11 protein-coding genes are annotated in these 12,989 nt (G+C 56.9%); 2 read left to right on the forward strand and 9 right to left on the reverse strand.

What is annotated here, in order from left to right; all coding sequences use genetic code 11:
• Window positions 1–20: 20 nt before the first annotated feature.
• From AB8880_11520 to mutM, 9 genes are all read right to left on the reverse strand, one after another.
• A complete protein-coding gene (locus AB8880_11520; GenBank protein ID XDZ65535.1) occupies window positions 21–557 on the reverse strand; it encodes an ActR/PrrA/RegA family redox response regulator transcription factor in 537 nt (178 codons plus the stop codon).
• A gap of 81 nt (window positions 558–638) precedes the next feature.
• Window positions 639–1,946, reverse strand: coding sequence for an ActS/PrrB/RegB family redox-sensitive histidine kinase (locus tag AB8880_11525; GenBank protein XDZ65536.1), 1,308 nt, complete (start codon window positions 1,944–1,946; stop codon window positions 639–641).
• A gap of 25 nt (window positions 1,947–1,971) precedes the next feature.
• Window positions 1,972–4,422 carry a DNA topoisomerase (ATP-hydrolyzing) subunit B gene (gene gyrB / locus AB8880_11530; GenBank protein XDZ65537.1) on the reverse strand — a complete coding sequence of 817 codons (2,451 nt, stop codon included), beginning with the start codon at window positions 4,420–4,422 and terminating at the stop codon, window positions 1,972–1,974.
• The gene (recF, locus tag AB8880_11535; GenBank protein ID XDZ65538.1) at window positions 4,419–5,630 is read right to left on the reverse strand and encodes a DNA replication/repair protein RecF; all 1,212 of its coding nucleotides are present in this window, start codon (window positions 5,628–5,630) and stop codon (window positions 4,419–4,421) included. Before recF ends, gyrB begins: the two co-directional genes overlap by 4 nt.
• A gap of 9 nt (window positions 5,631–5,639) precedes the next feature.
• A complete protein-coding gene (gene dnaN, locus AB8880_11540; GenBank protein ID XDZ65539.1) occupies window positions 5,640–6,746 on the reverse strand; it encodes a DNA polymerase III subunit beta in 1,107 nt (368 codons plus the stop codon).
• Window positions 6,747–6,877: 131 nt separating this feature from the next.
• Window positions 6,878–8,314, reverse strand: coding sequence for a chromosomal replication initiator protein DnaA (dnaA, locus tag AB8880_11545; protein ID XDZ65540.1), 1,437 nt, complete (start codon window positions 8,312–8,314; stop codon window positions 6,878–6,880).
• A 545-nt stretch (window positions 8,315–8,859) separates the two neighbouring features.
• On the reverse strand, window positions 8,860–9,126 hold the full coding sequence (rpsT, locus tag AB8880_11550) for a 30S ribosomal protein S20 (GenBank protein XDZ65541.1): 267 nt from the start codon (window positions 9,124–9,126) through the stop codon (window positions 8,860–8,862).
• A gap of 130 nt (window positions 9,127–9,256) precedes the next feature.
• Entirely contained in the window at window positions 9,257–9,619 is a 363-nt protein-coding gene (locus AB8880_11555; GenBank protein XDZ65542.1) for a hypothetical protein, read from the reverse strand.
• Between the two features lie 14 nt (window positions 9,620–9,633).
• Window positions 9,634–10,506, reverse strand: a complete 873-nt coding sequence (gene mutM, locus AB8880_11560; protein XDZ65543.1) for a bifunctional DNA-formamidopyrimidine glycosylase/DNA-(apurinic or apyrimidinic site) lyase — start codon at window positions 10,504–10,506, stop codon at window positions 9,634–9,636.
• Between the two features lie 40 nt (window positions 10,507–10,546).
• Here mutM and AB8880_11565 point away from each other — a divergent pair, with 40 nt between their 5' ends.
• Both AB8880_11565 and ubiB read left to right on the forward strand, forming a co-directional pair.
• On the forward strand, window positions 10,547–11,314 hold the full coding sequence (locus AB8880_11565; GenBank protein XDZ65544.1) for a class I SAM-dependent methyltransferase: 768 nt from the start codon (window positions 10,547–10,549) through the stop codon (window positions 11,312–11,314).
• Entirely contained in the window at window positions 11,311–12,825 is a 1,515-nt protein-coding gene (gene ubiB / locus AB8880_11570; protein ID XDZ65545.1) for a 2-polyprenylphenol 6-hydroxylase, read from the forward strand. The genes AB8880_11565 and ubiB overlap by 4 nt, the downstream gene beginning before the upstream one ends.
• Window positions 12,826–12,989: the final 164 nt, after the last annotated feature.

Below are 12,989 nucleotides of genomic sequence, written 5' to 3' on the forward strand. Positions count from 1 at the left end.
AATTAGCTCAAAGCTCGGTCTTAGGGCCTTGGCGCGTGCTTGGCAAGAATTCTTTGCAAGGTGCGGCGATGGAGCTTGAGCCGCCGGGCTGTTTCCGAGACATTGCGGCCACATTGTTCATAAACCCGCTGGATATGCTCCCAGCGCACCCGATCAGCGGACATCGGGTCTTCCGGCGGCGGCGGTAGCTCATCCCCCTGCTGAAGCAGGGTGGCTGCAATGATATCAGGATCGGCGGGCTTTGGCAGGTAGTCTACCGCTCCGGCTTTGACGGCGGCGACCGCGGTTGCGATATTACCAAACCCGGTCAGCATGATCACCCGGCAGTCCGGATGCCTTTCCTGAATGAGGGGTACGATTTCAAGACCGTTGCCATCCCCGAGTTTCATGTCAAGTACTGCATGGGTAAGCATATGTTCATTGATGATTTTTGTTGCGTCCGCCACACCATCGGCATCGAAAACCGTGAAGCCACGGCGTTCCATCACCCGTGCCAGCCGTCCGCGAAGTGGCGCATCATCATCGACAATCAGCAATCTCCGCGTTTCGGTTGTCATTTTCTGAGCCCTTTTCTCATTTTCTTTTTATGTCTCAACCCACTATATATTCCTTTTGTGCTCAAGGGCAAATCTCCTTGGTTATTCCGGCAGGGCCATATCCACATCAATGCCCTGGCGAGGGAATGTCAGCATGACCCGTGCGCCACCTTCCTTCCTGTTCATCAGCCGGATCTGGCCGTTGATATGTTCGACCATCGTATAGGCAATGAAGATGCCCAGACCCATATGCCCGCTTGCCCCGCCTCTGGTGCTGATATAGGGATCGCCCAGCCGGGCCAGCACCGAAGACTGAAACCCCGGGCCGTCATCGTCAATGGTCAGGCGGAACTGCCGGTCATCCCAGGAAAGGTCAATCCGCACCACCTGCCGGGCAAACTGGACGGCGTTATCGATAAGGGTTTCAAGCGAATGCAGAATTTCAGGCCGCCGGGTTACCCGCGGCTCGGGGGATGCGTCCGATCCGGTGACGTTGAGCCGGATCATCTGCCGCGAATCTTCAAACCTTTCGTCAACAAGCCCCTGGATGAGTGCCGATATCGTCATCGGATCCCAGCTTTCCTGCCCGAGGTTGATGGCATCCTGATTGAGTTCAGCGAGAATCTGGCGGCAGCGTTCGGTTTCCTGTTTCAGCAGCAGGATATCCTCCCGGTAACTTTCCGGGTCAACGGGCTTTTCCAGGTCCCGCCCAAGGTCATGCGCCACCAGCGTGATGGTGTTGAGCGGTGAGCCCAGCTTATGTGCCGCCGCCGTTGCCAGCGAACCCAGGGAGACCATCTGCTGCTCGCGTTCAAGCGTAAGTCTCGCTTCGGCAAGACCTCGTGCCAGCCGCCGCGCCTGGCTTGCCACCATGCCGGCGTAGATTGCGATGAAGACGGTTGTCAGCACCAGCGCCGCCCACAGTCCTGCCATGTAAAGTGGCGGCAAGACCAGCTCCCCCGAAAGCCAGGGAAGCGGGCGGTGATACATCGCAAGCGCGCTCACCAGCCCGGCCACGAGCAGCACCAGCGCGGCGGTCTCCCGCTGGCTCAGGATCGTTGCCGAAATCGTTATCGGCGCCAGAAACATGATGGCAAACGGGTTGGCCAGCCCGCCCGTCAGGTAGATCAGCACGGCAAGCTGCACTGTATCAAAACCAAGCAGCGTGAAGATCCATTTCCTGCTGATCTGTCCGCCCTGATACGTTGTCAGGGTCTGCCACAAACCAACCAGCGCCGAAATGGCAATGACCACAAGGCACGCCACCAGAGGCAAGGGAAAGCCAAGGCCGAAATGCACAATCAGGATCGCGCTAATCTGCCCGGTCAGGGCAATCCACCTGACATTCGCCAGCACACTGGTGGTAATTGCCGTTGTCACGCCAGTGGTATGAAAAGCCTGTTCGGGCATCGCTCATCCCTTCGGGTTGGCGTGTTCAGACGTCAAGATTGGCAACTTTGAGCGCGTTTTCCTGAATGAACTGCCTGCGTTCTTCCACCGCTTCCCCCATGAGCGTGGAAAAGGCATCTTCGGCATCTTCCTCATGGTCAATCTGGACCTGAAGAAGCGTCCGCTGATTGGGGTCAAGCGTGGTCTCCCAGAGCTGTTCGGGATTCATCTCCCCAAGGCCCTTATAGCGCGAGACCTGTGCCCCTTTGCGGCCAGCCTGAAACACCGTTTCCACCAGATCAACCGGCCCATGGACCGTGGCTTCCCCACCCTGGACCCGCAACGACGGCGGCCGGGCAAAGTAATCCTGCAGCATCGGCGCCATTTCATCGAGACGGCGGGCTTCTTCGGTTGCCAGCAAGCGCCGCGAAAGCAGGTAGCGCTCGGTTACCCCACGCAAGGTGCGGCTGATTTCCATGACCTTGCCGCCCGGCATGGAGGCATCGTCGATCAGCGCGCCGCTCCAGCCACGTTCCAGCGGATCGCTCAATCCTTCAAGCCGGCGGGCGAGATAGGACGCCGCCTCGGCATTGGTGATCGCCTCAGGCGTCAGCAGGCCGGCAATCGATGCCTGTTCAACCACCATACTGCTGCCCACGGTTCGCGCAAGCGATGCGATGCAGCGGCCAGCCGCGGCCGATGAGGTAACAAGCTGAAATAGATCCTCACCAATGATCTGGCCGCCATCAGCCTGAATGAGGATCGAATCCTTGAGACCGGCTTCCTGGAGATACTGGTCAAGATTGCGCTGGTCCTTGAGATAGACTTCCGAACTGCCACGTTTGGCCCGGAACAGCGGCGGCTGGGCGATATAAAGATAGCCGCGTTCGATCAGGGGCTTCATGTGGCGGAAGAAAAAGGTCAGCAGCAATGTCCGGATATGACTGCCATCGACATCGGCATCGGTCATGATGATGATGCGGTGATACCTGGCCTTGTCGGGGTCCATATCGGCATTGCCCACCCCGGCCCCAATTGCCGTGATCAGGGTACCAAGCTCTGCCGAAGACAGCATCTTGTCCACCCGGGCGCGTTCGACGTTGAGGATCTTGCCACGCAGGGGCAGAATTGCCTGATTGGCGCGGTCTCGCCCTTGTTTGGCAGAACCACCGGCCGAGTCCCCCTCGACGAGGAACAATTCGGATTTCGCCGGATCCTTCTCCTGGCAATCGGCAAGTTTGCCGGGCAGGCTTGCTATATCCATCACCCCTTTGCGCCGGGTCAATTCCCTCGCCTTGCGCGCCGCTTCGCGCGCCGCCGCCGCCTCATAGGCTTTGGAGACGATTTTCCGCGCTTCGCCCGGGTGCTCTTCAAGCCACTGAGACAGCGCATCCGCCACCACCGCGTCGACAATCGGCCGGACTTCCGATGAAACCAGCTTGTCCTTTGTCTGGGAGGAGAATTTCGGATCAGGAACCTTGACTGAAATGATCGCCGTCAGGCCTTCGCGGGCATCGTCACCGGAAAGCTGGATCTTTTCCTTTCGTGCAATACCGCTTTCCTGTGCATAGGCATTGATGACCCGGGTCATCGCCGCCCTGAACCCGGCAAGATGCGTGCCGCCGTCACGCTGGGGAATATTATTGGTAAAGCAGAGCGTTGTTTCGTGGTAACTGTCGGTCCATTCCATGGCCAGTTCAACGCCCACATCATCCTTCTCGATGGAGTTTGCAATCGTCTCGTGCAGGGCGGTGCGAGACCGGTCAAGCCAGCTCACAAATTCCTTGAGGCCGCCCTCATAATGGAATCTGCTGATTTTCTGTTCGGCCTGGCGATCATCGGTCAGCTGGATATTGACCCCGCTGTTGAGGAAAGCCAACTCCCGCAGCCGATGTTCCAGCGTCGCGTAATCGAAATCGATATTGGAAAATGTTTCCGTTGACGGCATGAAGGTGATTTCCGTGCCTGTCTTATCACCACATGGTTCGACAACCGTCAGCGGACCTTCCGCCTCACCATGTTCAAAACGGATGGCGTGTTTCTGGCCGCCCCGGTAAATCACCAGATCAAGGCTTGATGAAAGTGCGTTCACCACCGATACTCCAACCCCGTGCAGACCGCCCGACACCTTGTAGGAATTATTGTCGAACTTGCCGCCCGCATGCAGTTGGGTCATGATCACCTCCGCTGCCGAGACACCCTCTTCGGGATGGATATCGGTAGGGATGCCGCGGCCATTATCCGTGACCGTGACCGACCCGTTGCCGTTGAGAATGACCTCAACCAGATCGCAATGTCCGGCCAGGGCTTCGTCGATGGCATTATCAACAACCTCATAGATCATGTGATGCAGCCCGGAGCCGTCATCGGTATCGCCGATATACATCCCCGGACGCTTGCGCACCGCATCAAGACCGCGAAGGACCTTGATGGAATCCGCGTCATATTGATCTGCTTCTGTCACATCAACAGGATCATCTGGCTGGTCGTTATTCATGATACACTCCTCATATCCCGAGCGGCAGGGCGGGTAGCCCCGTGATTATCCAGGAAAACAAACTGCGCCCGCCCCGGCATTGGCTGAAAGGCGTCCTGATCGGTGCCGCTGAACCAGACCTGGCCTGCCAGTTCTGACGTCAGATCATAAAGCGATGCCCGCCGCTCCGCATCAAGATGGGAGGCAATGTCGTCAAGCAGCAGCAGGGGCGGTCGCTGGAGGCGCCTCGCCTGAAGCCGGGCATGGGCCAGAACAACCGAAATAACCAGTGCTTTCTGCTCCCCGGTAGAAGAGAGTTCCGCGGTCTGGCCGGTTCCGGAATGGGTCACCGTCAAAAGGCTGCCCGAAGGACCGGGAAGGCTGCGCTCCCCCCTGAGACGTGCCGCATTGGCTTTGCGCCGGATCATATCCTCCACATCCACGGCTGGCATTGTCTCAAGCCATTTTTCCGCAAGGCCTTCCAGTTTCAGCCGGGCCGATGGAAACGACGGCAAAGGCTGGGCTGCTTCCACATCCAGCGCCGATACCAGCGCCTGGCGGGCTGCGATGATCGCCACCCCGGATTCCGCCATCTGTGCTTCGAGCGCGTCATACCAGTGACTGTCTTTCGCCCCTTCTTCAAGCAAGCGGTTACGCTGGCGGGCCGCTTTGTCGTATCGCTGCAACCGGCCGGCATGGGCCGGATCAAAAGCAATGACCAGCCGATCCAGAAACCGCCGCCGCTCCGATGGCGCCGCACCAAGGACGGCATCCATATCCGGAGTCAGCCAGGAAATGGCAAATCGTTCCGCAAGCGCCATCTGGGACGCGTATTCGCCATCTATACGAACCACCCGGCGCGGGTTTTCACCTTCGGCACGAGGGAGCACGCCGGTCCCGGCCTTGACCGGGCCATCCGGGGTTTCAATCCGGGCAGAAACAGACCAGGACCTGGAGTGATCTTCCACTTGCCCGCCTGCCTGCCATCGCGGCAGTTGCATGGCCTGCGCGCGGCGAAGCCCCCGCCCCGGGGACAGAAGCGATATGGCTTCAAGCAGATTGGTCTTGCCCGCGCCGTTAGGGCCAATCAGCACCACTGCCCCGTGATCAAGGGTCAGCGACAGCCGGCCATAGGAACGGAACGATTCAAGGTGAATTTCACGCAACCAGACCGCTGGCCCAGGATCAGCCGGAAGAAATGAAACAGAACTCGTGGACGGATTGACCATCTCCCCTCATCAAACCCGCATAGGCATCAGCACAAAGAGATTGGCATCATCTCCGGGTGACCGGATCAGGGTCGGCGCCGACGCATCGGATAGCGCGAATTCCATCACCTCGCCTTCAACCTGGTTGGCGATATCCATCAGATAACGTGCGTTAAACCCGATCTCGATATCATCACCCTGATACTGGACTTCGAGGGTTTCCGTCGCGCTGGCCGCATCCGGGCTTGACGCCGAAAGTACCAGAACGGATGAGCTGATCGCCAGTTTCACCGAGCGTGATTTTTCCGCCGAGATCGTCGAGACCCGGTCCACCGCCTCTTTGAAAACGGCAACAGGCACCTGCATGATATGGGCGTTTTCCGTCGGGATGACGCGCTGATAATCCGGGAAGGTGCCGTCAATCAGTTTGGTGCTGAGCTGGATGCTGCCAAAACTGAGCCGGGCCCTGGTATCGGTCAGCCCGATGCGCACGTCACCTTCAAATTCATCGATGAGTTTGCTCATCTCTCCCACGGCCTTGCGCGGGATAATGACCGAAGGCATGGTCTCTGCCCCTGCCGGCAGGTCCATCTGGGACCGCGCCAGGCGATGCCCGTCGGTGGAAACAGCCCGTAGCACATGACCATCCGCGTGATGCAGATAGATGCCGTTGAGATAGTAGCGGGTTTCTTCGGTCGAAACGGCAAAGCGCGTGTTTTCGATCAAGGCCTTGAGCTCTGCGGCCGCCAGCACAAACTCGGTGGACATGGCCTGATCGGAAAGCGCCGGAAAATCCTCAACCGGCAGCGTGGGGAGGGCAAAACTTGAACGCCCCGCACTGATCGTGATCTGACCTGTTCCGGTGGCGGTGATATCGATCTCGGATCCATCGGGGAGTTTGCGAACGATATCATAGAGAAGCTGGGCCGGAGTAGTGACCACGCCGGGCTCGGCAACCGCTGCTGCGACCGTTTCCACGATATCCATATCCATATCGGTCGCCGTCAGCATCAGCTGGCTGTTTTCCGCCCGCAATACGACATTGGAGAGAATAGGGATGGTGTTGCGCCGCTCGACAACACTCTGGACATGGCCGAGAGGTTTCAGGAGGGCCGTACGGTCAATGGTCAGCTTCATGGTTTCCTCATTGCTGTGCGGTGGATCATGGGAGAACAGATTTCCCGAGCACATGGTCAATACACAAAATATAGCATATTTTGTTCTTAAATAACCAGAATATTGTGTAATTTAAGGGGCGAAATGCTCCCTTAACCGCCCACATTCAGAAGCGATTTCAACATCGCCATATCTTCCGCCATGACCGGGTCTTCGGCCAGCATCTTTTCCACCTTGCCAACCGCGTGCATCACCGTCGTGTGATCCCGGCCACCAAAATGATGCCCGATTTCAGGATAGGAACTGGTGGTCAGGGTCTTCGATAGATACATCGCAACCTGGCGCGGCTGTACAATGTTACGGGACCGCCGCTTGGAGTGCATTTCATCAAGCCTGATATTGTAATGGCGGGCTACTTCACGCTGAATTTCGCCAACCGATACCTGCCTGTTGCTGGCCCGCAGCACATCGGCGAGGACTTCATGCACCGTGTCGATGGTGATGGGAGCGTTGATGAGCATGCCATAGGCGGCAAGACGATTGATCGCCCCTTCAAGCTCCCGGACATTGGACGTGATCTTATGGGCGAGAAACTCCATCACCTTATCGGGCAGATGAAGCCCTTCCATTTCAGCTTTAGACTGAATTATCCCCATTCTGAGCTCGAAGGTGGTCGGATGGATATCGGCCACCATCCCCCAGTTAAGCCGGGAGCGCAGGCGTTCTTCCATGCCGGAAAGATCCGTCGGCGATTTATCGGCGGAAATGATGATCTGCTTGTTCTGGTCGATAAGCGCGTTGAAAGTGTGAAAAAACTCTTCCTGGGTTGAATCCTTGCCGCCGATGAACTGCACGTCATCAACCATCAGCACATCCACGGAGCGGAATTCCTCCTTGAACTGCATGGTGTTCTTGTGGCGCAACGCCTTGATGAACCGGTGCATGAAGACTTCGGCGGAAAGATACACCACCCGGCGCCGTGAAAAACGCTTCTTGATATCCCAGGCGATGGCATGCATCAGGTGAGTCTTGCCAAGGCCAACCCCGCCATGGATGAAGAACGGATTGAAGACCGGGCTTTCGCTTTCCGCCGTCCGCATGGCAGCGGCATAGGCAAGCTGATTGGATTTGCCGACAATGAAATTTTCAAACGTCATGCGCGGATCAAGCCGGCCGCCAAATTCATCATACCCGTCCATCGTTGCCGAAACTTCGGCACGCACCGGTTGCTCCGAGGCCCGGCGGGGTGATTCCGGCAGGCTGGCAACCCCGCGGCTCAATACGATCTCGACATGATCTACCTCTGGCCATTCGAGCTTGAAATTCGCCCGCAGCCGATCCGCAAACTGGCTTGAGACACGGGTGCGAACAAGTTTTGTTTCAGCACCAAGGATGATTTTGCTGCCTGTTTTTTCAATGAATTTCAGGTTGCGGATCCAGGATTTCCATACCGTATCACCCAGATTGTTTTTCATCCGTTGCTGAACACGTCCCCAGGCATCCTGAAGGGCGGCTGTGGTCAATTCCTCGGATCTCTTGTCGCTGGTCGGAATTTCTCGGGGAGGATGGATTGGTGATGTATCTGTCAATGCCATCTCCCTGGCTGGATTAAAAACTAAACTCACGCATCAACGGTCATGGAGACCATGCCGCAACAAAGCGAAAGACAAAATGATCAGCCCTTATCAGGCCACGCATAATGGAAATCTGTTCAAGGAATGCCACCAGAGCCATGGCATGAACCGAGATATTAAGTCCGTAGCGTTACTTCATACTTCACCGACCCGCTTTAATATTTCAAGGTTGAAATGCAGTCCATTTCCTTTTTTTTTCATGTCAAGCACGAATTCCACATCCAGTGACCGATATTTCCACGTTTTCCTGAAAAAATTTCATCATTATTTTCCGGTCAGGATGAGGACAGGCATTCCCTCCCTTCTGCCGGAGCAGCTCCCAAACACTATGTTGATTGCCCTTATTCTGAAAAACGAAATGTTTTCAGTATGTGAATCGCCCACCTTCGCCTGACACACAAACTCTGGCCTCTAACATTGCGGGTAGGCGGGCGTGATCCGATTCGCAAAAAAAACGCCCGCAGATGATGCGGGCGTATCCGGTCAGGCGCGGCGCAAGTTTATGCGGCAAGGGCCTTGATACGTGCCGAAAGGCGTGAAAGCTTGCGGGCAACGGTGTTCTTGTGCATCACCCCGCGGGTAACACCGCGATGCATTTCAGGCTGGGCTTCCTTGAGGGCAGCGCGGGCTTCTTCTGCATTACCTGCACTGATGGCGGCTTCGACCTTTTTGATGAAGGTACGGATGCGGCTACGCCTGTTGCTGTTGATCAGGTTGAACGCGTCGTTGCGGCGGATGCGCTTTTTCGCAGACTTATGATTTGCCATCTGGCGGACTCATCTGTTGTTTAGAAACGGATAAGACAGCCCCTCAGGCTGTCAATTAGTTGGTCTTATGCCTTATATGGAGGGCATGTGTCAAGGCCTTTGGGCAGAGATGCCTTCAGGCGATTTTACGTCATTCGGGTTGCAGCATGATTTTCCAGAGCCGACCTGCTGCGGTTGCCACCTCTTCCAGCCGCAGCCTCTCACCCTGACGCGCCCAGGACATTGCCCCTGTCGGTGTCCATCCAAGAGGCGGCAGGGCCTGATCGTAATATGCGCTGATTTCGCCTCCGGTCATTGTTCCGCTCAGATAAATCATGACGATGCGCCCGGTGGGGCTTTCAAAAGCAAAGCCAAGCCCTGGCTCGACATCAAGCTCAGGCGAGATGGGAAGATCCCCGACCCATTTTGTCTGTGGCAGATCAGTCGCCCTGACTTCACCTGGCAGAGTGGTCAGCGCCATGAGGATCATCAGGCATGCAAGCAATGTTTTCATATCTGAAACCTACTCTACCTCTGGCAGGATGAGCAATAAAAACTCGCACGTCCAGCTTGGCGGATCATCCGTATTGAACCCGTGCAGCGGTGGCAGTCTTCACCCTCTCTGCCATAGACATCAAGACGCTGGACAAAATACCCGATCTCTCCGCCGGGCTGAACATGATCCCGTAAGGACGTCCCTCCATCGGCGATGGCATCTTTGAGCACGTCGATAATGGCATGCGCCAGTTTTTCAGCCCGTACAGCGCTGATATTTCTCGCCTGCCGGCGTGGGGATATCCCTGCCCTGAACAGCGCTTCACTTGCATAGATATTGCCAATTCCGGCGATGATCCGCTGATCAAGAAGCGCCGTCTTGATCGAGGTTTTCTTCCCCGCCATTGCCTTGAGCAGAAAGGGCCCGTTCATGGCGTTGCCAAGGGGTTCGATCCCCATATTCCGCAACAGAGGGTGTTTGCCCTCATCTCCCGCCCGGCAGATCGCGATACCGCCAAAACGGCGCGGGTCATTGAGCACGATATGATGCCGGGTTGGGCCTGATGCTTTTCCCCGGGTGATCAGGACAAGATGATCATGCGCCTTCTCGCCCCCGGCATCTCCTTTATCGGAGCTCAAGAGCGGGGTGATTCGGACCGATCCCGACATGCCGAGATGGATCAGCATCGTCACCGGCATCCTGCCGTGGTTCACGATATCCATCAGGATGTATTTGCCGCGTCGCCGGATACCCGTGATCGTCCCGCCGTTGATCTTTTGCTCAAGATCAGCAGGGATTGGCCATCGCATCACCTTGCCCGATGTCCAGACAGACGTGATTTCCTGCCCACTTGCGGCATCGGCAAGAGCCTGGCATACGGTTTCGACCTCCGGTAATTCGGGCATGATGCTTTCCCCTTTCCTTCGCCCCTGATATAAGACCTCTATGAGCAAAAAATCCAGACCTGTCCTTACCGCTGATGATCCGATTGATTTCGGGGATGAGATTATTCCCGCAAGCGAAAAGGCGGGCCGTGTCCGGGCTGTTTTTGACAGTGTTGCCTCTTCTTATGATGTGATGAATGATGTCATGAGTCTCGGCATCCATCGCCGATGGAAAGATATTCTCATCCGGCATATTGCGCCCCGCGCAGACCAGCACCTTGTTGACCTTGCTGGCGGTACTGGCGATATCTCCGCCCGCTTCCTCAAGGCTGGTGGTGGCGCCGCGACCATTGTCGATATCAATACCGAAATGATGGCCGCCGGCCGCAAGCGTCCCGATCTTGCGCGTTTTGATCATCTTTCCTGGGTTGCCGGCGATGCCCAGGCGATCCCGCTTGCTGATGCTACAGCTGATGTTGTCACGATTGCGTTTGGCCTCCGAAATGTGACGGATCGTGACGCGGCGGTTGGTGAGGCATTCCGTATCCTCAAGCCCGGTGGGCGATTCTTCTGTCTTGAATTTTCCCGGGTGAGGTCACGCCCGCTTTCCTCTCTTTATGATCTCTGGTCAAGGTTTTTGCCCGGCATGGGTCAGCTGATCGCCAATGATTCCGAAAGCTACCGGTATCTGGTTGAATCCATCCGCCGTTTTCCCCCGCAGGAAGAAGTGTCCGCCATGTTCGCCGCCGCCGGTTTCTCCCGGGTCAAATGCCGCGACCTCACCGGGGGAATTGCCGCCATTCACTGCGGCTGGAAACTTGACCTATGATGATCATCTTCCGCCTTCCTGTTGTTCTTCTGGTGCTGGCGCGGGGGGGGATTCTCGGCCATCTGGTCCGTACCGGGATGCTGCCGGGCTGGCTTGGTGGTCTTTTTCGCAGTCTTGATGGCGTCTTCAGCTGGGGACGCAAGGATCGCCCGGGGATCGCCCTTGCCAGCGCCCTTTCACGGCTTGGCCCGGGGTTTATCAAATTTGGCCAGGCGCTCTCGACCCGCGCTGACCTGATCGGGGCGGACACCGCCGCCGACCTTGCCACCCTGCAGGATCGATTGCCGCCCTTTTCCTCTCTTCTGGCACGAAAAACCATTGAGCAGGAACTTGGCCAGCCGCTGAGCGATGTGTTCAATGATTTCGATGATATGCCGGTGGCGGCGGCTTCCATCGCCCAGGTGCATTTTGCGACTTTAGCCGACGGGCGGGATGTGGCCGTCAAAATCCTGCGGCCGGGTATCCGGCGCCGGGTTGAAAAGGATATCCGCTTTTTCCGCGCCATGGCCCGGCTTGTGGAGACTCTTGCCCCTGCCACCCGGCGTCTTAAACTGGTTCACGCCGTCGATCAGTTTGCCTATTTATCCGATGTTGAACTTGATTTGCGGCTCGAAGGGGCAGCCGCCGGCAAACTTGCGGATAACCATCATGCGGATGAGGGTATCCATATCCCCTGGATCGAATGGAAACTGACGACCGAGCGGATGCTTGTAATGGAGCGGATCGAAGGCACACGCATTGATGACCGCGAAGCACTGATCGCGGCGGGACATGATATCGATGCGATCACCCGGGCCGCCGCACGTTGCTTTTTTGTTCAGGTTTTCCGTGATGGATATTTTCACGCTGATATGCACCCGGGCAATATTTTCATTCGTGATGATGGCGTGCTTGTTCCCATTGATTTCGGGATCATGGGAGATTTGAGCCTGACAGACCGGCTTTTCCTTGCCCGGCTTCTCAACGCCATGCTGGATCGGAACTATTCCACCGTGGCAAGCCTGCATGCCGAGGCCGGGATGATCAGCCCCGCTGTCTCGCGCGAAGGCTTTGCCCAGGCGGTGCGCGCCGTCACCGAGCCGGTGATGGACAAACCCATGGGTGAGGTGTCGCTCGGCACGGTACTCGGCCAGATTTTCGGGCTGGCGCGCCGGTTTGATATCTCCGTCCAGCCGCAGTTCACCCTCCTTCAGAAAACCATGGTCATGGCCGAAGGGGTGGGGCGGCAGCTCAATCCGGATGCGAATATGTGGCCGCTGGCCCGCGATCTGGCCGAAGACTGGGCCCGCAACCAGCAAAGCCTCACCAGTCAGTTGAGCGAAATTGCCGACAAGGCGCTGTTGCTTGGCCTGCGGCTGCCCGACCTCCTTGATAAGGCGGAAAAGGCACTTGATCAATTTGCCGCAACCCTGCCTGAAGCGCCTGATGCACGCCCGCCATCGAATTCATCGGTTCCATGGGGCTGGATCGGGATCATTGCAGGAATTGTGATATTATTTCACATTTTATGAATAATGTTGTAAATTAATTTCACAAATTGTGAATATTATTTTAAGAGAACTGTAAATGGCGGATTGCCAGAGGATTCCGGACGGCCATGGATATTGACCGCATTATTGATGCCCTTGGCGGCGCCTCGCAGGTGCAGATCCTGCTTGGGGTCGGGCCCAGCGCG

The sequence above is a fragment of the Alphaproteobacteria bacterium LSUCC0684 genome (genome assembly GCA_041228335.1).
Lineage (GTDB): Bacteria > Pseudomonadota > Alphaproteobacteria > Puniceispirillales > UBA1172.

Bases quoted from the DNA above. Each gene is read 5' to 3' on its own strand.
- mutM (XDZ65543.1), bottom strand. From the start codon at position 10,506: ATGCCCGAATTACCGGAGGTCGAAACCGTATGCCAGGCTCTTGCCGAT.
- ubiB (XDZ65545.1), top strand. From the start codon at position 11,311: ATGATGATCATCTTCCGCCTTCCTGTTGTTCTTCTGGTGCTGGCGCGG.
- AB8880_11565 (XDZ65544.1), top strand. From the start codon at position 10,547: ATGAGCAAAAAATCCAGACCTGTCCTTACCGCTGATGATCCGATTGAT.
- rpsT (XDZ65541.1), bottom strand. From the start codon at position 9,126: ATGGCAAATCATAAGTCTGCGAAAAAGCGCATCCGCCGCAACGACGCG.
- AB8880_11520 (XDZ65535.1), bottom strand. From the start codon at position 557: ATGACAACCGAAACGCGGAGATTGCTGATTGTCGATGATGATGCGCCA.
- AB8880_11555 (XDZ65542.1), bottom strand. From the start codon at position 9,619: ATGAAAACATTGCTTGCATGCCTGATGATCCTCATGGCGCTGACCACT.
- recF (XDZ65538.1), bottom strand. From the start codon at position 5,630: ATGGTCAATCCGTCCACGAGTTCTGTTTCATTTCTTCCGGCTGATCCT.
- gyrB (XDZ65537.1), bottom strand. From the start codon at position 4,422: ATGAATAACGACCAGCCAGATGATCCTGTTGATGTGACAGAAGCAGAT.
- AB8880_11525 (XDZ65536.1), bottom strand. From the start codon at position 1,946: ATGCCCGAACAGGCTTTTCATACCACTGGCGTGACAACGGCAATTACC.
- dnaN (XDZ65539.1), bottom strand. From the start codon at position 6,746: ATGAAGCTGACCATTGACCGTACGGCCCTCCTGAAACCTCTCGGCCAT.